We start from the raw sequence: 18,875 nt of genomic DNA on the forward strand, positions 1-18,875 counted from the left end.
CCGCAACCCCCCACCCCTCGGTGTCGGGGGGGCTGGTTTTTTTTTTTACCACCCCGGCGCCGCTCCCCTCGCGAGGGGAGCGGCGCCGTCGGGCGTTCGTGGAGCGGGAGACGTGCACCGTGACGCTCGGCCCGGCACTCCGGGAGGAGGAGCCCCCGGGAACCCGCTAGGCGCGCGCGGCCTGCCCGCGGTCGTCCGCGAAGTCGCCCGTGACGAGGAACGTCACGCGCTTGGCGATCGAGACGCCGTGGTCGCCGAACCGCTCGTAGTAGCGGCCCACGAGCGTCACGTCGACCGTCTCCTGCGGGGTCCCCGTCCAGTCCGGGCCCAGGACCGCCGCGAACGTGTCCTGGTGCAGGTGGTCCAGCAGGTCGTCGTCGCGCTCGACGTTCGCTGCGACCGTCAGGTCACGCGTCGTCAGGAGCGTCGTGGTGCGGCGCGCGACCCGCGTCGCGGCGTCGTGCATCTGGGCGAACGTCCCCTCCAGCAGAGGGTGGATCGCGTGCGCCGGGTAGCGGCCGCGTGCGACCTGGGCGACGTGCCGGGCGAGGTCGCCCATGCGCTCGAGCGTCGCGCTCATGCGCAGTGCGCTCACGACGACGCGGAGGTCGGTCGCGACCGGCTGCTGCTGCGCGAGCAGCAGGACGCAGCGTTCGTCGAGCTCGCGCTCGAGGGCGTCGATCGCGTGGTCGGACGCGATGACGGACTGTGCGAGCTGGAGGTCGGCAGTGAGCAGCGCCGTCCCCGCCCGACTGATGGCAGACTCGACCAAGCGACTCATCTCGGCAAGGTCGTCACCGACCTGCTTGAGCTCGGCCTCGAAGATTTCCCGCATCGCATCCCTTTCATGGTGACCAGCAACCCCCACCATGTCAGGCCAGGTGAACCGGGAGGTGAACGGTCAGGTGAACGACAGGACGCCGCCAGGTGAACTCTTGGGCGCGCCGCACCGGAACCGTCCCGGAACGGGCGCGGACGGTCCGGCGGGGTCCTCTCCGACCGTACGCTGGAACCGTGGAAGGAATCCAGGAGGGCGTCGGGCTGCTCGTCGCCGGGGTCATCGGGCTGCTCGTGGGCGTGTTCGCGACGCTCGCGTTCCGGTTCAGCGAACGCAGCGCCCACCGCATGCCCGACGGGGAGGCCCCCGAGCTCGACGAGGGGCTGGTGCGCGTGCTCGCGGTGCTGCGCTCGGCCGCCGTGGTCCTCGACGGCGAGGGCGAGGTGGTGCGGGCCAGCCCACCGGCCTATGCCTTGGGCGTGGTGCGGGGTGACGCGGTCGTGCACGCCGCGATCCTCGACATGATCGCCGAGGTCCAGCGCGACGGGGTGATCCGCGACGAGGAGCTCGAGCTCCCGCGCGGCCCGGTCGGCCGCGGCATGGTCATGCTCCAGGTCCGCGTCGCGCAGGTCGGCCCGCACCACATCCTCGTGCTCGCCGAGGACCGGACCGAGGCGCGACGCATCGACGCGATCCGCCGTGACTTCGTCGTCAACGTCTCGCACGAGCTCAAGACCCCGGTGGGCGCGCTCGCGCTGCTCGCCGAGACGGTCCAGGACGCCGCGGACGACCCCGTCGCGGTCCGCCGGTTCACCGGACGCATGCAGCAGGAGGCCACGCGCCTGTCCGCGCTGGTCCAGGAGATCATCGAGCTCTCCCGCCTCCAGGTCGCCGGCGCGCTCCAGGCCGTCACGACCGTCCCTGTGCGCGGCGTGGTCGAGGAGTCCGTCGACCGGGCGCGCACCAACGCCCAGGGCAAGGGCATCGTCCTGACGGTCGGAGGCGACCTCGACGCGGTCGTCTACGGCGACCACGCGCTGCTCGTGACCGCGGTCCGCAACCTGCTCGACAACGCGGTCGCCTACTCGGGCGAGAACACGCGCGTCGGGGTCGGCGTGAGCGTCGTCGGAGACCTCGTCGAGATCGCTGTCGTCGACCAGGGCATCGGGATCTCCGCAGGTGAGCAGCAGCGCGTGTTCGAGCGGTTCTACCGGGTCGATCCCGCGCGCTCGCGCGACACGGGCGGCACGGGCCTCGGCCTCAGCATCGTCAAGCACATCGCTGCCGACCACGGCGGCGAGGTGACCATGTGGTCCGAGCCCGGCCGTGGTTCCACGTTCACGCTGCGCATCCCGGCGGCGGACCCGACCGCGGTGGAGGCTTCGCCGTCGGGCACCGAGGGTGCTGAGGACGCAGGCGGCGCAGAGAACACCGACGGCGCGGCGGACGTTCCCGTGACCCCGCCCCTCACCGAGGCCCAGGCCCCGACCGACGTCGCCGCCCCCTCCCGGGCGGGCGACCCACAGACCGATCCCTACCCCGGCACGTCCCCCAGAACCAAGGAGGTGGGTGCGTGACGCGCATCCTGGTCGTCGAGGACGAGGAGTCGTACCGCGACCCTCTGACCTATCAGCTGGCCCGCGAGGGCTTCGACGTCGTCGAGGCGGCGACCGGGCCCGAGGCTCTGGCCGCCTACGACGCGGGCGGCGCGGACCTCGTGCTGCTCGACCTCATGCTCCCCGGCCTGAGCGGCACCGAGGTCTGCCGCGAGCTGCGCCAGCGCGGCAACGTGCCCGTCATCATGCTCACGGCCAAGGACTCCGAGATCGACAAGGTCGTGGGGCTCGAGCTCGGTGCGGACGACTACGTGACCAAGCCCTACTCGTTCCGGGAGCTCCTCGCGCGCGTGCGCGCCGTGCTGCGGCGCCAGGGCGGGCCGGAGGCCGCCGCGGGGGAGCCCGAGGACGACGGGGCGCTCGAGGTCGGTCCGGTCAAGATGGACGTCGAGCGGCACACGGTCTCGGTGCACGGTGAGCTCGTCTCGTTCCCGCTCAAGGAGTTCGACCTGCTCGAGCTGCTGCTGCGCAACGCGGGCCGGGTCCTGACGCGCGGGCAGCTCATCGACCGCGTGTGGGGGGCCGACTACGTGGGTGACACCAAGACCCTCGACGTGCACGTCAAGCGCATCCGCTCGAAGATCGAGCCCGACCCGGCGACCCCGCGCTACCTGCTGACGGTGCGTGGGCTGGGCTACAAGGTGGCCGACGGCGACGCGTAGCTCAGGTGCGGTGCCGACCCGTCGGGGCGGGCACCGGCGTGTCCGGGCCGGAGAGCTCGGACACGCCGCTCAGCCGCCGCTGGTCCCGCCGGGCGCGCCGGGGTCACCGGGCTCGCCGGGGCTACGGGACGTGCCGGGGCCGCTCGGCTGGTCGCCGCCGGGGCGGCGCCTCGGGCGCCCGCGCAGGGCACCGCGTCGTTCGGGTCCTCGCCGCTCCGCGGCAGGCCTGGGCGCCTGGGGGACGTCGCTGCCGTAGAGCTCGTCCCACTGCTCGGAGATGGTCTCGGTCACGCGGCGCGTGACGTGCTGGGTGAGGACCAGGCGGGCCTGGGCCCGTTCGGCGCGCAGGATCGCGCTGTGCTCCTCACGCAGCGCGATCACGGTCGACAGGGCCATGCCGATCATGACGACCGAGAACGGCAGGGCGATGAGGATCGCGGCCGTCTGCAGAGCGGTGAGCCCACCCGAGATCAGGAGGGCCATCGCGAGGAGGCCCGACAGCACGGCCCACAGGATGCGGTTCCAGACCGCGGGGTGCGGGTCGCCACCCGAGGTCAGCATCCCGACGACGAACGAGCCCGAGTCGGCCGACGTCACGAAGAACACCCCGATGAGCACGATCGCGAGCACCGTGAGGACCGGGCCGCCCGGCAGGTCGCCCAGGAGCTGGAACAGCACGGTGTCGGTGTCGACGCTCCCGTCGGCGCCTACGAGCCCGCCGTCGCCGAAGATCTGCCGGTAGAGCGCCGAGCCGCCGAAGATCGAGAACCACAGGAACGTCACGAGCGTGGGGACCAGGAGCGTGCCCATGACGAACTCGCGGATGGTGCGCCCGCGCGAGATGCGCGCGATGAAGACGCCCACGAACGGGGCCCACGAGATCCACCAGCCCCAGTAGAAGATGGTCCACGACGACTGCCACTCGAGCCCGGCGTCGCCCTGGAAGGCCGTGGTGTCGAACGTCAGGCGGATGACGTTCTGGAGGTAGTACCCCATGGACTGCACGTAGTCGCGCAGGAGGAACAGCGTGGGGCCCACCACGAGCACCGTGAGGGCCAGGACGCCGGCCAGGACCATGTTCCCGTTGGAGAGCCATTTCATGCCGCGCCCCAGGCCCGAGGCGACCGAGAGGGTCGCGACGGCCGTGATCCCGATGATCAGGCCGATCTGGAGCGCCAGGCCCGGCTCGGCGACGTTCAGGAAGCCGAGCCCGGCCCCGATCTGCAGCACGCCGAAGCCCAGCGAGGTCGCGACACCGAACACCGTGCCCAGCACCGCGACGACGTCGACCACGTCGCCGAGGCGGCCCTTGACCCGGTCGCCGAGCAGGGGTTCGAGGGCCCACCGGATCGAGACGGGCCGCCCCTTGCGATGGATCGCGTAGGCGAGCGCGAGGCCCGCGACGACGTAGATCGCCCAGGCGTGCACGCCCCAGTGAAGGTAGCTCTGCCCCATCGCGGCCTGCGCGAGGGCCGCCGGGTCGCCCGTGACGCCCGGCTTGGGCGACGCGTAGTGCGTCAGCGGCTCGGCCGCTCCCCAGTAGACGAGCCCGATCCCCATGCCGGTCGCGAACAGCATCGCGAACCACACGGGCAGCCGGAACAGCGGGGTCTCGTCGTCCTTGCCGAGGACGATGTCGCCGAAGCGGCTCAGGCCCATCCACAGCGCGAAGATGACGAACCCGGCCACGATCAGCACGTAGTACCAGCCGAACGCTCCGATCACGTCGGCCTGGAGCGTGCCCAGGACCGCCGTGGTCCCGTCCGTGAACACCATCGCGAGCAGGACGAACAGCAGGATCAGGCCGGCCGCAGGGTAGAAGACGCGGGGGTACATGCGCCCGGGCGGCACGGGGAGGGCCGCGGCGGCGGCCCCGGCCTCGGTGCCCGACGCCGGGGCGGGAGCGGGGGAGGCGGCGCTGTCGCCCGCCGGCGCGGTCCCGTCCTCGCTCGCATCGCTGGTGGGGTGGTCGCTCGTGCCGTCGTCGCTCACGCGGGGTCTCCTGACGTTCGTCCGTGCGGGTCGTGCGGTGCCCGTGAGCGAGGGGCCGACGACGTGCAGGTCCGGCTCGGTCTGCTCGACGACCTGTTCCTGCCAGCGTTCCCGACCTGCCTGGATGAGGCAACCGCTGGCCCCAGGGAGGGGGCCGCGGCGACCCCGTCACAGTGGTTTATCCACAGGCCGCAAGAGTCTGTGCACTGTTCATCTGTCGTTCACCCGGACAACCGGAGCGCGTCACCCGGGCTGCTTAGCGTCGTTGTTGTCACCGGCGCTCGCTGGTGCCGCCCCCGCGTTGAACAGGATGGAAGAAGAGAGTGAAGCTCAGCCGATTCACCCGCGCAGGTTCCGCAGCAGCCGTCGGCATGCTCGCGTTGACGTTGGCAGCGTGCGGCTCGAACAGCACCGACTCCGGTGGCGACGCCACCACTGATGGCGCAGCGAGCGGCTCGACCGAGGACCTCACGGGCACGCTCGCCGGTGCCGGCGCCTCGTCCCAGGAGAAGGCCGTGGCCGGCTGGATCGCCGGCTTCGGCGACATCGCCCCCGGCGTGACCGTCAGCTACGACGCGGTCGGCTCCGGCGGAGGCCGCGAGCAGTTCCTGTCCGGCGCCACGCAGTTCGCCGGCTCCGACGCCGCCCTCAAGGAGGACGAGCTCGCGACCGCGACCGACCGCTGCTTCGGCGGCGAGGCGATCGAGGTCCCGCTCTACATCAGCCCCATCGCCGTGATCTACAACCTGCCCGGTGTCGACACCGAGCACCTCCAGCTCTCGGCCGAGACGCTCGCGAAGATCTTCAACCGCGAGATCACGACCTGGAACGACCCGGCGATCGCCGCGGAGAACGAGGGCGTCGAGCTCCCCGCGACCGCGATCATCCCCGTGAACCGCTCGGACGAGTCCGGCACCACGGAGAACTTCACCGAGTACCTCGCGGCCGCCTCGAACGGCGCCTGGCCGCACGAGGCCAGCGGCGACTGGCCCCTGTCCGGCGGTCAGTCGGGTCAGGGCACCCAGGGTGTCGTCGACACCGTCACGGGTGCCGAGGGCGCCATCGGGTACGCCGACGCCTCGCGCGCCGGTGACCTGGGCACGGTCGCGATCAAGGTCGGCGAGGAGTACGTGCCGTTCTCGCCCGAGGCCGCGGCCAAGGTCGTCGACGCCTCGCCTCGTGCGGAGGACGCGACCGACAGGCGCCTCGTCGTCGAGATCGACCGCACCACGACCGAGGCCGGCGCCTACCCGCTGGTCCTCATCTCCTACTCGATCGCCTGCGACACCTACGACAAGGCCGAGGACGCCGCGAACGTCAAGGCGTACCTGACCTACGTCGCCAGCGAGGAGGGCCAGGCACGCGCTGCCGAGGCCTCCGTCGCCGGCTCCGCCCCGATCTCGGACGCCCTGCGCACCGAGGTCCAGGCAGCGCTCGACTCGATCACCGTCAAGAGCTGATCGCAGAACTGCACACGGTCACACACCCAGGGGCGGGTCGCGTCGAGGCTGTCAGCCTGATGCGGCCCGCCACGGGCGCGTGACTCCCGGATCGTCGTCCTACCACCGCCGCACCTCAGTCATCGGAGCATCAGTGGCCGTCACCTCTCCTCCCTCCACCCGAGCCGGGCTCGGGTCCGAGCCCCAGGTCCCCGCGACCAAGGGCGGCCTGGCCGGCCGGGTCTTCGCCGGCCTGTCGACCGGTGCCGGGATCCTCATCCTCGTGGTCCTCGCCGCGGTGGCCGTGTTCCTCGTCATCGAGGCGTGGCCCGCGCTGACGGCCAGCCCCGAGGAGCTCCAGGAGATCTCCTGGTTCAAGGCGGACTCGCTGCTCGCGTACGTCGGCCCGCTCGTGTTCGGGACGCTGCTCGCCTCGATCCTGGCGCTCGCGATCGCGGTCCCGGTCTCGGTGGGCATCGCGCTCTTCATCTCGCACTACGCGCCACGGCGCCTGGCGCAGGGGCTCGGCTACCTGATCGACCTCCTCGCGGCCATCCCGAGCGTCGTGTACGGCCTGTGGGGCGCCCTGTGGCTGCTCCCGATCCTCAACCCGTTCTTCACGTGGCTGAGCGGGACGCTGGGCTTCATCCCGTTGTTCGCGGGCTACCAGGCCCCGGCCAAGAACATCATGTCGGCCTCGATCGTCCTCGCGGTCATGATCCTGCCGATCATCACGGCGGTCTCGCGCGAGGTGTTCCTCCAGACCCCGGTGCTCCACGAGGAGGCCTCCCTGGCCCTCGGTGCGACGCGCTGGGAGATGGTCCGCATGGCGGTCCTGCCGTTCGGCCGCTCGGGCGTGATCAGCGCCTCGATGCTGGGCCTCGGCCGCGCGCTCGGCGAGACCATGGCCGTGCTCATGGTCATCTCGCCCGGGTTCCTCTACTCGCTGTTCCTCCTCAAGCCGGGGCAGCAGCAGACGATCGCCGCGAACATCGCCTCGAAGTTCCCTGAGGCGAGCGGCCTCGCGGTGAGCACCCTCATCGCGACGGGCCTCGCGCTGTTCGTCATCACGTTCGTCGTCAACATGATCGCGCGCTGGATCATCGCGCGCCGCAAGGAATTCTCGGGAGCGAACTGATGACGGTCACCGACCTCACCCCCGCCACGCCCGGCGTCCCGGACGGCTCGGGCACCGTCCAGCTCGTCGCGACGCAGAAGCGACTGCCGCGCTGGGCGCCGTGGGCCTTCGCCGCGGGCGGCGTGCTCGTCGCGTTCGGCATCCTCGCGGTCACGGGCACCCCGACGATCGCGGGCGTCCTGGGGCTGGGAGCCGTGCTCTACGCCCTGGGCCTCACCATCACCTCGCGCGTCGTCGAGGGCGCCCGCTGGGCCACCGACCGCCTCGCGACCACGCTCGTCACGTTCGCGTTCCTGCTCGCGCTCATCCCGCTGGTCTCGCTCCTGTGGATCGTGGTCACGCGCGGCGCGAAGCTCTTCGGGGCGACGTTCCTGTCGACCGACATGGTCGGCGTCTACGGCGACATGACGAGCGGCGGGATCTGGCACGCGATCGTCGGCACGCTCCTCATCACGGGGGCCGCGACGATCATCTCGGTCCCGATCGGCCTGCTCACCGCGATCTACCTCGTCGAGTACGGGCGCGGCGCCCTGGCCCGCTGGATCACGTTCCTCGTGGACGTCATGACGGGCATCCCGTCGATCGTCGCGGGGCTGTTCGCGTTCTCGCTCTTCACGCTGATCTTCGGCCCGGCGTACCGCGCCGGGATCATGGGCGCGGTCGCGCTGTCGCTGCTCATGACCCCCGTCGTGATCCGTTCGGTCGAGGAGATGCTGCGCCTGGTCCCCAACGAGCTGCGCGAGGCGTCGCTCGCCCTGGGCGTGCCCAAGTGGCTCACGATCGTCAAGGTCGTCCTGCGGACCTCGATCGCGGGCATCGTCACGGGCGTCATGCTCTCGATCGCCCGCGTCATCGGGGAGACGGCACCCCTGCTCCTCACGGTCGGTCTCATCACGCAGGTCAACTGGGACCTCTTCGACGGTCGCATGGCGACCCTCCCGGTCTTCGCCTACCGCCAGTACGAGCAGGGCGGCGTGGGGATCGACCGGGCCTGGGCCGCGGCCCTGACCCTGATCCTGATCGTCATGCTGCTCAACCTGATCGCCCGGCTCATCAGCCGCCTGTTCTCGCCCAAGACCGCTCGCTGAGCCGAGCCCACCAGTCGAGCCGGACCGCGCACCCCGCGCGACCGGCCACCGGAAGGAAGCACATCATGTCCAAGCGAATCGACGTCTCGGACCTCAACGTCTACTACGGGGACTTCCTCGCCGTGGAGGGCGTGACCATGGCGATCGAGCCACGCTCGGTCACGGCCCTGATCGGCCCCTCGGGCTGCGGGAAGTCGACGTTCCTGCGGACGCTGAACCGCATGCACGAGGTCATCCCGGGCGCCCACGTCGAGGGCAAGGCCGTCATGGACGGCCAGGACCTCTACGCGCCCGACGTCGACCCGGTCGCGGTCCGTCGCCAGGTCGGGATGGTCTTCCAGCGTCCGAACCCGTTCCCGACGATGTCGATCAAGGAGAACGTCCTCGCGGGGGTCAAGCTCAACAACAAGCGCATCTCCAAGTCGGACGCGAACGACCTGGTCGAGTCCTCGTTGCAGGGTGCGAACCTCTGGAACGAGGTCAAGGACCGCCTCGACCGTCCGGGTTCCGGACTGTCCGGCGGTCAGCAGCAGCGCCTGTGTATCGCCCGTGCGATCGCGGTGCGCCCGCAGGTGCTCCTCATGGACGAGCCGTGCTCCGCGCTCGACCCGATCTCGACCCTCGCGATCGAGGACCTCATGTCCGAGCTCAAGGACGACTACACGATCGTGATCGTCACGCACAACATGCAGCAGGCGGCCCGCGTGAGCGACCGCACGGCGTTCTTCAACATCGCGGGCACGGGCAAGCCGGGCAAGCTCGTCGAGATGGGGGACACCGCGACGATGTTCTCCTCGCCGACGGTGCAGGCGACCGAGGACTACATCTCGGGCCGCTTCGGGTGATCGGTGCGGTGCCGAGCCCGAGGTTCGTCGCCGCCCGCGAGATGCACGACGGCGAGGCTCCCCCAGGAGGGGAGCCTCGCCGTCGTGCGTGGGGCAGCGGTCAGATCGCGGAGCCCTTGAGGGATCCGGTCGTCGGCTCGGTGCCGGCGGTGATGAAGCACTGGACCACGCGGTCGTCGTCAGTCTCCCACCCGACCTGGACCGGGAGCATGGGCCAGATGTCGAGCGACGACTCCTCGTAGCTCAGGCCGACGAAGCCCTCGAACTCGGCGAGGCAGAACTCCTCGGTCAGCGAGGCGATCGCCTCGTCTCCCGGGTAGTCCCCGGCCTCGAGCTCCTTCTCGGCGTAGAGCTCGTCGGTGTGCGGGTCGCCGCACGGGACGACGGGCATGGAGCTGACTTCTTCGTAGTCGTCGCTGTCGGTCGGCTGCTCCGCGTCGGCAGCCACCTGGTTGACGCAGTCGCCGATCTGGAGCGAGAACACGTCGGCGTCGGAGGCCGCGGTGACCTCGCCGCCGGGCTCGTCGCGCTGGGCCTCTTGCGGGCCGAGGATCGCGCTGCAGCCGGAGACGAGGAGCACCGACGTGAGGAGGACCGCGCCGACCGCGAGAGATCGCGTGGGGCGAAGGTGGGGGAGAGCCACTGGCGTGCCGTTTCTACGAGGGGGAGGCCGCGACGGCCGATCCCGATGGCGGGATGCTACCGGCTGCCGCAGACAAACGTCAGGGTGATTTCTCCGTTTCACCCTGAGGCGGGACGCACGACGGCGAGGCACCCCCTCGGGGCGCCTCGCCGTCGTGCACCGCTCGTCGCGCGGAGGGCACCGACCCTTCCGTCGTGCGGGAGGCCGGGCCGTCAGCCGCGGATCAGGGCAGGTAGTCCTCGTACTCCGGCAGCAGGCCGTTGAGCACCGGGACCTCGGCGGTCTGGGTCTCGCCCGTGCTCGACGTGAGGGTCACCGAGATGGTGCCGCCCGGCGGCACGTCGATGTTGCCGAACTGGGCCTCGAAGCCGTTGTCGACGCTCAGGTAGACGGTCTCGCCGGCCTCGAGCGGGATGTCGATCGGGTCGGTGCCCTCAGGGGCGACCGTGATCTCGACGGGCTCGTCGGAGTCGTTGGCCATGCCGCCCAGCAGCGTGCCGGGCTCGCCCTCGGCGGCCGAGATGATGAGCAGGTTGAGCCCGCGCACCTCGTCGGTGAGGTTGATGCGCACGCCGTCGGACGGCGAGTAGGCGATGTCCGTCGTGATGGGCGAGCAGGCCGACACGGCGAGGACGCCGGCCACGATCGCGGGGATCGCGAGCACGAGCGATCGCCGAGTCGTGGTCAAGCGGGACGGGGTGCTGGTCACGTGCGCTCCAATGTGCTGCGGGCAGTCTCGGTGTGCGACGGGTGGGGCCGGTGCTCGGCGCCCGGGCGCACATGACCACAGCCTAGTCGCTCCGACGGATGCGCCGCTCGGGCGGCGTGGCGACGACGTGCGCGCCCCGAGCAGAGCGGCCTGGTCGCAGCCCGGGGCGCCATGGCAGGCGATCCCGTCGGCCGCGATCCGTGCGCCCCGGGCCCCACGGGACGGGTGAACCGCCCGTGAACGGCCTCGGACGTCAGGGGACTGCGGGCGTGATCAGCGGAATCACGGGGCTCTCGCGGGCCACGGGCGAGGCGAGGGCTCGGAATCGCAGGGGCCCCCGTGGTAAGATCGACCTCCGCGAAAGGGGACATCTGCAGATGACGTTCACAGTAGGCGAGACCGTTGTCTACCCACATCACGGTGCCGCAAAGATCGAAGAGATCAAGACCCGCACCATCTGCGGGGAGGACAAGATCTACCTGAAGCTGAAGGTGGCTCAGGGCGATCTGACGATCGAGGTCCCGGCGGACAACGTCGACCTGGTGGGCGTCCGCGACGTCGTCGGCCAGGAAGGTCTCGACAAGGTCTTCGAGGTTCTTCGCGCACCATACACGGAAGAGCCGACCAACTGGTCGCGCCGCTACAAGGCCAACCTCGAGAAGCTGGCCTCGGGTGACGTGATCAAGGTGGCAGAGGTCGTCCGCGACCTGTCGCGTCGTGACGCAGACCGCGGCCTGTCGGCCGGGGAGAAGCGCATGCTCGCGAAGGCTCGACAGATCCTGGTCTCGGAGCTGGCCCTGGCCGAGCACACCGAGGAGGACAAGGCTGAGGCCATCCTCGACGAGGTCCTGGCTTCCTGAGCCACGAACTCACCACGTACCACCGACGACGCACGGGCTGCTGGCAGCCCGTGCGTCGTCGTCTGTGGGCGGTCGGCCGCGCGGGCGCGACGAGCTCCTCGACAGGGCGCTCAGGGCTCTCGGCGCCGACCGGTCGTCTCGACCGCGGGCCGACGACGGTCCACAAGCCGAGATCGTCTACCGTGACGTTGTGACGACCCTTGCCATCCTGACCGCCGCCGGCTCCGGCACGCGCCTCGGTTTCGATCTCCCCAAAGCCCTGGTCCCGCTCCGTGGACTGCCCCTCGTGCTGCACGCCGCGCGCCGCCTCACCGCGTCGGGCGTGGTCGACGCGCTGGTCGTCACGGCACCGAACGGGCTCGTGTCCGCCATGTCGGACGTGCTCGAGCACGACCCGCACGTGAGCGTGCCCGTCGTGGTCGTCCCGGGTGGCGCCACGCGCCAGTCCTCCGTGGCGGCCGGGTTGTCCCGTGCACGCGCGGACGTCGACGTGGTCGTCGTGCACGACGCCGCGCGCCCGCTCGCCCCGGCAGCCATGATCCGACGCATCGTCGAGACCGTGCGCGAGGGGCACCAGGCGGTCATCCCGGGCCTCCCGGTCGTCGACACGATCAAGCTCGTCGCACCCCGGGACCCTCAGAGAGCTCTCCCGGACGGGGTGGACCGGGTCGCTTCGACCCCCGAGCGCACCCTGCTGCGCGCGGTCCAGACTCCTCAGGCGTTCGACCGCGCCCTGCTGGTGCGCGCGCACGCCGCGGGAGCGGCACGAGCACGCACCGAGGCCACGGCGGCGACCGACGACGCGAGCCTGGTCGAGGCGCTCGGCGAGGAGGTCTTCGTGGTGCCGGGACACGAGCTCGCGATGAAGGTCACGACGGCGCGCGACTTCTACTACATCGAGAAGCTCCTCACGGAGGAGGTCCGATGATCCTGCCACGCACCGGGATCGGGACCGACGTGCACGCGTTCGCGCCCGAGGGGCAGGACCGCGACCTGTGGCTCGCGGGGCTGCACTGGCCGGGCGAGCGCGGCCTCGCCGGGCACTCCGACGCCGACGTCGCGGCGCACGCGGCCGCCGATGCGCTCTTCTCGGCGTCCGGCCTGGGCGACCTCGGCTCGAACTTCGGGACGAGCGCGCCCGAGTGGGCCGGGGCGAGCGGGGCGTCGTTGCTCGCCGAGGCCGCGCGGCGTGTCCGCACCGCGGGGTTCGAGATCGGGAACGTCGCGGTCCAGGTGATCGGCAACCGTCCCCGCCTCGGGCCGCGCCGTGCCGAGGGGGAGGCCGTGCTGAGCGCGGCCGCCGGCGCTCCCGTGACCGTCACGGCGACCACGACCGACGGTCTGGGGCTCACGGGGCGCGGCGAGGGTGTGGCCGCGATCGCCACGGCGCTGGTCGTCCCGACCTCGGACTGACGCGCGACGCGGCGGACGCCTGCGTCGTCGGGGGCGCGGGGGAGGTGCGTCCTGGGCCGTGCAGGCGGGTCCGGGGCCAGGACCCCCGGTGCCCGCCCGCACGGCCCAGGACGGGTCGGGTCAGGCTGTCGGGAGCCAGATGCGCATGGTCGACGGGCCGCGGTTCGCCCAGTCGTGGTACGGCGTCAGGACGACGTCGAACGGATCGTCCGCTCGGCCGGGGCCGTCGCCCGTGCCGCCCGGAGCCGCCCCCGGGCTCTCCGGGTAGGGCCACGCGGCGTCCGCCGGTGCAGACCTCCACCCGGTCGCGACCACGTGCCCGCCCTGCTCGCGCAGGGGGGAGGACGGGTCGACCACGAGAGCGGCGACGTCGTCGACGGTCTGGTCGAGCGACTCGGCGCACAGCACCTCGGGCCCGCGCTCGACCGCGACGCAGCCGCGCACGGCGTCGATCCTGTCGTCGGCCGTCACGACGCGGGGCGACACGTCGAGCTCGAGGAGCACCTCGTCGCCCGCCCGGAAGGCCCGCCGGACCTCGGCCGTGCCAGGCTCGACGCTCCAGGTCTCACCACCCGAGGACAGCCTGGCCGAGGCCGACCACGCCGGGACCCGTACCCGCAGGGACAGCTCGCGGCCGGTGTCCCGCAGCACGCGGAAGGTCACGGCCCCCGAGTCGGGGAAGTCGGTGTGCACGTCGACCTCGACGGGCGTCCCGTCCGGCAGAGCCGTGCGGATCTCGGCGTCGGCGTACTGGTGCACCTGGAGGCCGTCCTCGTCGACGGTCGCGAAGTACGTGGCGAGGCTCGCGAACGTGCGTGCGACGTTGGGCGGGCAGCACGAGACCTCGAACCAGGGGGCCCGGAGCGAGGAGGAGGCGCGCGCGCTCGCGACGTCGACCGGTGGTACGACGCCCGGCACCCGCTGGTGCAGGGTGTTCGTGTAGTAGAACGACGTGCCGTCGTGGGCCGGTGACGTCGCGACGACGTTGAAGAGCGTGCGCTCGACCAGGTCGGCGTAGCGCGCCTCGCCCGTGGCGAGCAGGAGGCGCCAGCTCGTCATGATCGAGCCGATCCCGGCACAGGTCTCGGCGTACGCACGGTCGGGCGGCAGGACGAAGTCCTCGCCGAACGCCTCGTCCTGGTGGTGGGAGCCCTGGCCGCCCGTGATGTAGGTGCGCCGAGCGACGGTGTTCTCCCACTGGGTCGCGACCGCGCGCAGGAGGTCGTGGTCACCCGCGTCGGCGGCGACGTCGAGCGCACCCGCCGCGAGGTAGTTGGCGCGCACGGCGTGCCCCCGGAAGACGGTCGCCTCCCGGACGGGCTGGTCGTCCTGGAAGTAGGAGCGACCGAACTCGATGTCGCGCAGCGTGCCGTTCCCGTGCCGCTCGACGAACAGCGCCGCCTGCTCGAGGTAGCGTCGCTCACCCGTGACGCGGGACAGCTCGGCGAGCGCGACCTCGATCTCGGCGTGCCCGCAGATCCCCTGGTTGCCCTGGGGCCCGAAGGTCGCGCACACGTGGTCGGCGGCACGCCGGGCCACCTCGACCAGGAGTTGGTCGCCTCCCGTGCGGGCCCGGGCCACCGCGGCCTGGATCAGGTGGCCGTAGCAGTAGAGCTCGTGCCCCCACTCGAGGTCCGAGTAGCGCGCCCCCTGGCCGGGACGTCCGAACATCGTCGACAGGTAGCCGTCGGGCTCCTGCACTGCGGCCACACGCCGGACGATCGCGTCGAACCGGGCGTCGAGCTCGTCGTCGGGCCTCCTGCCCAGCTCCCAGGCCATGGCCTCGAGGAGCTTGTACACCTCGGAGTCGGAGAACTCGCGGCCCCGGCGGGCTGCGGGAAGGCGACCCTCGACCGCGGCGTCGAAGTTGCCCAGCCAGCCCTCCTTCTCGAGCCAGTGCTCGATGTGGGTCAGGGTCGCGACGCGGTTCGTCTCCTGACGGTCGGCCCAGAAGCCGCCCGTGATCCGGACTTGGTCGAGCCCGAGCGGGCGCAGGACCGACGAGACGGGGACGACCGGTCGGCCGCCGGTCGACCGGCTGGTGGTGGTGGTCACGGATTTCCTCCGGTGAGGTCGATGCCCACGAGGATGGGCGAGGTGATGGGTGGGGCGGGACGGCGCGGGACGACCGGAGGTCAGCCCTTGAGGGCGCCCGACATGAAGCCCTGGACGTAGTGGCGCTGCAGCAGCAGGAAGAGGACGACGCACGGCAGGGCCAGGACGACCACGCCCGCCTCGGTGGCCCCGTAGTCGACGATGCCCATGATCTGCTGACGCATGTTGGCCACGGCCAGCGGCAGCGGGAGCTTCGACGAGTCGGAGATGAGGATCAGCGGCGCGATGAAGTCGTTCCAGGCTGCGAGGAACGCGAAGAGGCCGACCGTGATGAGCCCGGGCTTGACCGCGGGCAGCAGGACCCGGCGCAGGGCTCCGAACGACGTGCACCCGTCGACCAGGGCGGCCTCCTCCATCTCGGTGGGGACGGACTCGAACGAGATCCGCATCATGAAGGTCGCGAACGGGAGCTGGAACATGGTCAGGACCAGCGCGAGGCCCAGGAGCGAGTTCTGCAGGTGCAGGGCGTTCAGGAGGACGTACAGCGGGATCAGCAGGGTCGCGTAGGGCACCATCAGGATCCCGAGCGTCAGCATGAACAGGATGTTCTTGCCGGGGAACGCGAAGCGGGCGAACGCGTACCCGCCGAGGAGCGAGGTCACGAGGGTGAACAGGACCGTCAGGCCGGAGACGACGACCGAGTTCAGGAGGTACTGCCCGATCCCGGCCTGGTAGCCCGCGAGGGTCACGTAGTTGCCGAACCCCCAGCCGTCGGTCTGGGCGCTGCCCGCCTGGGGCGAGACCGAGGCGACCCCGGCCCAGATGAGCGGGAAGAGGAAGATCAGGGCGAGGCCGCCCGTGAACACGTAGTACGGGGTCCGCAGGGCGAGCCCCCCGAGCGTCGTGGTCGGGGCCGCGCGTCCCACCATCCGCCGACGGCGCCGAGCCGCAGGGGGTGCGGCCGGGGCGGACGACGGGACGGGAGCGGACGGGGTCTCGGTCGTGGTGGGCATGTCCGGGGTCCTCACTTCTCGTCCGTCTGGCGCATGCCGCGGAACTGCAGGGCGTTGATGACGATCAGGGCCAGGAGCACGAGGATCGACAGGGCGGCAGCACGGCCCAGGTCGTTCTGTCCCTGGAACGCCATGTTGTAGATGAGCTGGACGACCGTGATGGTGCTGTTGTCCGGGCCGCCCTTGGTCAGGATGTAGAACTGGTCGAACGCGAGCAGCGACCCCGTGACGCACATGATCGTGCAGAGCATGAGCGAGGGGCGCAGGAGCGGCAGGGTGATGCTCCGGAAGATCTGGAACGGCTTGGCACCGTCGATGCGCGCCGCCTCGTAGACCTCACCAGGGATGTTCTGCAGGCCCACCAGGAGCAGGAGCATGTAGAAGCCCGCGAAGCGCCACACGATGAGGAAGACGGTCGACCAGAGGGCGGCCGTGGGGGTGCCGAGGAACGAGATCGGCTCGTCGACCAGGCCGAGCTTCTCGAGGAAGGGGCTGATCGGGCCGGACTGCGGGGAGTAGAGCGCGTAGAAGAGGAGCGAGGCCGAGGCCAGCCCGAGCGCGCTCGGGACGAGGAACGCCGTGCGCAGGAACCCCTTCCACCGCGTGCTCTCCTGGACCAGCAGCGCCATCCCGAGCCCGAGGCCCAGGAGGAGGACCGTCGCGATCACGGTGTACTTCAGCGTGAAGACGATCGAGGGCCAGAAGTACTTGTTGGCGACGACGTCCTGGAAGTTCTCGGGGAAGTTGGGCCCGCGGTTGCCCGCCAGCAGGGGCCAGTCGGAGACCGACATCTGCACGACCAGGAGGATCGGGACGATGAAGAAGAGGCCGACGAAGACGGCGGTGGGCATCGCGTAGAGCCAGCCCTGGGCTCCCCGGCCTCGCAGGGCGCTGCGTCGACTGCGGCGCCCGGCGGGGCGCGCCGCGGGCCTCGGGGTGCTCACGGGGGCCGTGGTGTGCGTGGTCACGGGAGTCCTCTCTGACTCGGGTGGACCGTGGTGGGTGCGACGGTCCGCACCCACCACGGTGCTCGTCCTGGGTGGACGGAGCTGGCTACTGGTCGAGGACGGCCGTGATCTCGTCGTTGTCGGCGTCGATGCTCTTCGCGTCGCCGAACACCGCTCCGCGCACGAGCGTCAGCCACGGGCTGTCGGGAGCGTTGAACGCCTGCTGGAAGTTGATCGCGACGGGTGTGCTGCCCTTGGCCGCGACCTCGTTGATGGTCACGAGGCGCGGGTCGACGGCCGCGTACTTGTTGTCGGCCAGGTCCGCGCGCGACACGACGTCGTTGTTCTTGGCCAGGACCTCGACCTGCGCGTCCTCGCTCGTGAGCCACGAGAGGAAGTTCCAGGCCGCGGCCTCGTTCTTCGAGTCCTTGGAGATGCCGATCCCGTCACCGCCCACGAACGTGGACTCCCCGCCGTCGGGTCCGGGGATCGGGGCGACGCCGACGTCGACGGTCTCGGCCGCGGTCGACAGCAGGGTCGCGGGGTACGGCATCACGCCGACCTTGCCCTCCTGGAAAGGACCGGTCCACGTCGCGCCGGTCTCGTCCTTGGTGCCGTTGCCGATCGCGCCGGAGTCGACCATGTCCTTGTAGACCGCGTAGACGTCCTTGGCGGTGTCGCTCGCGAGCAGCGACTCGGTGCCGTCCGCGCTCAGGACCTGGTCGCCGCCGGCCCAGACCGACGGGAACCACGTGAAGAGCGTGCACCCGCCGCAGTTGCCGCCGAAGTACGTGCCGGACACGCCGTCCTTGCCCAGCGCGCTGATGGCCTTGGCGTGCTCGCCGTACTCCTTGAGCGTCGTCGGTGGCTTCTCGGGGTCGAGCCCGGCCTCGCGGTAGAGGTCCTTGTTGTAGAACATGACCGAGAGGTCGAGGACGAACGGCAGGACGTACTCCTGGTCCTCGTACGTCCCGGCGTCGATGTGGCCCTGCGCGAGCTCGTCGGCGTAGGGGAGCCCGTCGATCCGGTCGGTGATGTCGGTGAACAGGCCCTGGGAGGTCCAGTTCGGGACGTAGACGATGTCCGCGGCGAAGAGGTCGGGGAGGCTGCTGCTGCCTGCCGCCGCGCCCACCTTGGCGACGTAGTCGTCGTTGGGCGTGATGGTCAGGGAGACCTGGTTCTCGTGGCTCGCGTTGTACGCGTCGACCAGGAGGGTGGCCTGCTTCTCCATCGGGGCGCGGGTCCACAGCGTGAGCTGGGTACCGTCGTCGACCCCCTCGGGCGAGTCGCTCGCGGCCGTGTCGCCGCCCGCCCCGCTGTCGCTGTCCTCGGCGGGCGAGCACGCCGCCAGGCTCGTGACCAGCATGCCGGCCGTGAGGAGGGCCGCCAGCGGGCGGACTGCGCGGATCGACTTCCGTGTGGTGCTCATTCGAGCCTCCAAGCTCTCTTCGTTGAGGGTGGTGCGGGGTGTTCGGGTGCTGCTCTGCACGTCCAGGGGTCCTGCACACGGCGACGAAACCGTTTCGGAAGTGCGTCACGATCATCTGGCGATCGAGACGCTCCTACCCCCACGACGAGATCTTTTCGCTGAATGAGGCCGCTAGGAGCACGTTAGCGCTCACATCGCCTCTTGCGAAAGATGCCGAAAAGGTTTTCTGAGACTATTGCGGAGTCGGG

At 70.9% G+C, this 18,875-nt stretch carries 17 protein-coding genes; 9 read left to right on the forward strand and 8 right to left on the reverse strand.

The features are described from left to right. Positions 1–166: 166 nt before the first annotated feature. On the reverse strand, positions 167–835 hold the full coding sequence (gene phoU, locus ACFWGN_RS20255; protein WP_191802066.1) for a phosphate signaling complex protein PhoU: 669 nt from the start codon (positions 833–835) through the stop codon (positions 167–169). Between the two features lie 179 nt (positions 836–1,014). Here phoU and ACFWGN_RS20260 point away from each other — a divergent pair, with 179 nt between their 5' ends. Beyond that, on the forward strand, positions 1,015–2,355 hold the full coding sequence (locus ACFWGN_RS20260) for a cell wall metabolism sensor histidine kinase WalK (protein WP_191802065.1): 1,341 nt from the start codon (positions 1,015–1,017) through the stop codon (positions 2,353–2,355). Next, positions 2,352–3,056: a response regulator transcription factor gene (locus tag ACFWGN_RS20265; RefSeq protein ID WP_191802063.1), complete on the forward strand. Its 705-nt coding sequence runs from the start codon at positions 2,352–2,354 to the stop codon at positions 3,054–3,056. The genes ACFWGN_RS20260 and ACFWGN_RS20265 overlap by 4 nt, the downstream gene beginning before the upstream one ends. Positions 3,057–3,125: 69 nt before the next feature. Here the strand turns inward: ACFWGN_RS20265 and ACFWGN_RS20270 are convergent, their stop codons facing one another. Then, the gene (locus ACFWGN_RS20270; protein ID WP_377619451.1) at positions 3,126–5,048 is read right to left on the reverse strand and encodes a BCCT family transporter; all 1,923 of its coding nucleotides are present in this window, start codon (positions 5,046–5,048) and stop codon (positions 3,126–3,128) included. Between the two features lie 371 nt (positions 5,049–5,419). Here ACFWGN_RS20270 and pstS point away from each other — a divergent pair, with 371 nt between their 5' ends. The 4 genes from pstS to pstB all read left to right on the forward strand — a co-directional run bounded on the left by pstS (position 5,420) and on the right by pstB (position 9,558). After that, complete coding sequence (gene pstS, locus ACFWGN_RS20275; protein WP_377619531.1) at positions 5,420–6,508, forward strand: phosphate ABC transporter substrate-binding protein PstS; 1,089 nt, start codon at positions 5,420–5,422, stop codon at positions 6,506–6,508. Between the two features lie 133 nt (positions 6,509–6,641). Then, positions 6,642–7,625 carry a phosphate ABC transporter permease subunit PstC gene (pstC, locus tag ACFWGN_RS20280; RefSeq protein ID WP_056645239.1) on the forward strand — a complete coding sequence of 328 codons (984 nt, stop codon included), beginning with the start codon at positions 6,642–6,644 and terminating at the stop codon, positions 7,623–7,625. After that, positions 7,625–8,713, forward strand: coding sequence for a phosphate ABC transporter permease PstA (gene pstA, locus ACFWGN_RS20285; RefSeq protein ID WP_191802061.1), 1,089 nt, complete (start codon positions 7,625–7,627; stop codon positions 8,711–8,713). The genes pstC and pstA overlap by 1 nt, the downstream gene beginning before the upstream one ends. Positions 8,714–8,778: 65 nt before the next feature. Continuing rightward, the gene (gene pstB / locus ACFWGN_RS20290) at positions 8,779–9,558 is read left to right on the forward strand and encodes a phosphate ABC transporter ATP-binding protein PstB (RefSeq protein WP_191802059.1); all 780 of its coding nucleotides are present in this window, start codon (positions 8,779–8,781) and stop codon (positions 9,556–9,558) included. Between the two features lie 100 nt (positions 9,559–9,658). Here the strand turns inward: pstB and ACFWGN_RS20295 are convergent, their stop codons facing one another. Both ACFWGN_RS20295 and ACFWGN_RS20300 read right to left on the reverse strand, forming a co-directional pair. Continuing rightward, a complete protein-coding gene (locus tag ACFWGN_RS20295; protein ID WP_377619453.1) occupies positions 9,659–10,201 on the reverse strand; it encodes a hypothetical protein in 543 nt (180 codons plus the stop codon). A 223-nt stretch (positions 10,202–10,424) separates the two neighbouring features. Next, on the reverse strand, positions 10,425–10,910 hold the full coding sequence (locus ACFWGN_RS20300; protein ID WP_191802055.1) for a hypothetical protein: 486 nt from the start codon (positions 10,908–10,910) through the stop codon (positions 10,425–10,427). Between the two features lie 377 nt (positions 10,911–11,287). On the opposite strand from ACFWGN_RS20300, the gene ACFWGN_RS20305 reads away from it, so the two are divergent. The 3 genes from ACFWGN_RS20305 to ispF all read left to right on the forward strand — a co-directional run bounded on the left by ACFWGN_RS20305 (position 11,288) and on the right by ispF (position 13,183). Further along, on the forward strand, positions 11,288–11,770 hold the full coding sequence (locus tag ACFWGN_RS20305; RefSeq protein ID WP_377619456.1) for a CarD family transcriptional regulator: 483 nt from the start codon (positions 11,288–11,290) through the stop codon (positions 11,768–11,770). Between the two features lie 190 nt (positions 11,771–11,960). Next, on the forward strand, positions 11,961–12,698 hold the full coding sequence (gene ispD, locus ACFWGN_RS20310) for a 2-C-methyl-D-erythritol 4-phosphate cytidylyltransferase (protein WP_377619458.1): 738 nt from the start codon (positions 11,961–11,963) through the stop codon (positions 12,696–12,698). After that, complete coding sequence (gene ispF, locus ACFWGN_RS20315) at positions 12,695–13,183, forward strand: 2-C-methyl-D-erythritol 2,4-cyclodiphosphate synthase (RefSeq protein WP_377619459.1); 489 nt, start codon at positions 12,695–12,697, stop codon at positions 13,181–13,183. The genes ispD and ispF overlap by 4 nt, the downstream gene beginning before the upstream one ends. Positions 13,184–13,303: 120 nt before the next feature. On the opposite strand, the gene ACFWGN_RS20320 is transcribed toward ispF, so the two are convergent. The 4 genes from ACFWGN_RS20320 to ACFWGN_RS20335 form a co-directional block, all read right to left on the reverse strand. After that, the gene (locus ACFWGN_RS20320) at positions 13,304–15,238 is read right to left on the reverse strand and encodes a glycoside hydrolase family 127 protein (protein WP_377619461.1); all 1,935 of its coding nucleotides are present in this window, start codon (positions 15,236–15,238) and stop codon (positions 13,304–13,306) included. 80 nt (positions 15,239–15,318) lie between these two features. Continuing rightward, entirely contained in the window at positions 15,319–16,251 is a 933-nt protein-coding gene (locus ACFWGN_RS20325; RefSeq protein ID WP_377619463.1) for a carbohydrate ABC transporter permease, read from the reverse strand. A gap of 11 nt (positions 16,252–16,262) precedes the next feature. Continuing rightward, positions 16,263–17,219, reverse strand: coding sequence for a sugar ABC transporter permease (locus ACFWGN_RS20330; RefSeq protein ID WP_318244415.1), 957 nt, complete (start codon positions 17,217–17,219; stop codon positions 16,263–16,265). Between the two features lie 85 nt (positions 17,220–17,304). Then, positions 17,305–18,627: an extracellular solute-binding protein gene (locus ACFWGN_RS20335; protein WP_377619465.1), complete on the reverse strand. Its 1,323-nt coding sequence runs from the start codon at positions 18,625–18,627 to the stop codon at positions 17,305–17,307. Between the last annotated feature and the right edge of the window lie 248 nt (positions 18,628–18,875).

The sequence above is a fragment of the Oerskovia sp. NPDC060338 genome, from assembly GCF_042726295.1.
GTDB lineage: Bacteria > Actinomycetota > Actinomycetes > Actinomycetales > Cellulomonadaceae > Oerskovia > Oerskovia merdavium.

Excerpts from the sequence above, each read along its gene's own strand:
- phoU (WP_191802066.1), bottom strand. The coding sequence starts at position 835 with ATGCGGGAAATCTTCGAGGCCGAGCTCAAGCAGGTCGGTGACGACCTT.
- pstS (WP_377619531.1), top strand. The coding sequence starts at position 5,420 with ATGCTCGCGTTGACGTTGGCAGCGTGCGGCTCGAACAGCACCGACTCC.
- pstA (WP_191802061.1), top strand. The coding sequence starts at position 7,625 with ATGACGGTCACCGACCTCACCCCCGCCACGCCCGGCGTCCCGGACGGC.
- pstB (WP_191802059.1), top strand. The coding sequence starts at position 8,779 with ATGTCCAAGCGAATCGACGTCTCGGACCTCAACGTCTACTACGGGGAC.
- ACFWGN_RS20305 (WP_377619456.1), top strand. The coding sequence starts at position 11,288 with ATGACGTTCACAGTAGGCGAGACCGTTGTCTACCCACATCACGGTGCC.
- ispF (WP_377619459.1), top strand. The coding sequence starts at position 12,695 with ATGATCCTGCCACGCACCGGGATCGGGACCGACGTGCACGCGTTCGCG.
- ACFWGN_RS20325 (WP_377619463.1), bottom strand. The coding sequence starts at position 16,251 with ATGCCCACCACGACCGAGACCCCGTCCGCTCCCGTCCCGTCGTCCGCC.
- ACFWGN_RS20335 (WP_377619465.1), bottom strand. The coding sequence starts at position 18,627 with ATGAGCACCACACGGAAGTCGATCCGCGCAGTCCGCCCGCTGGCGGCC.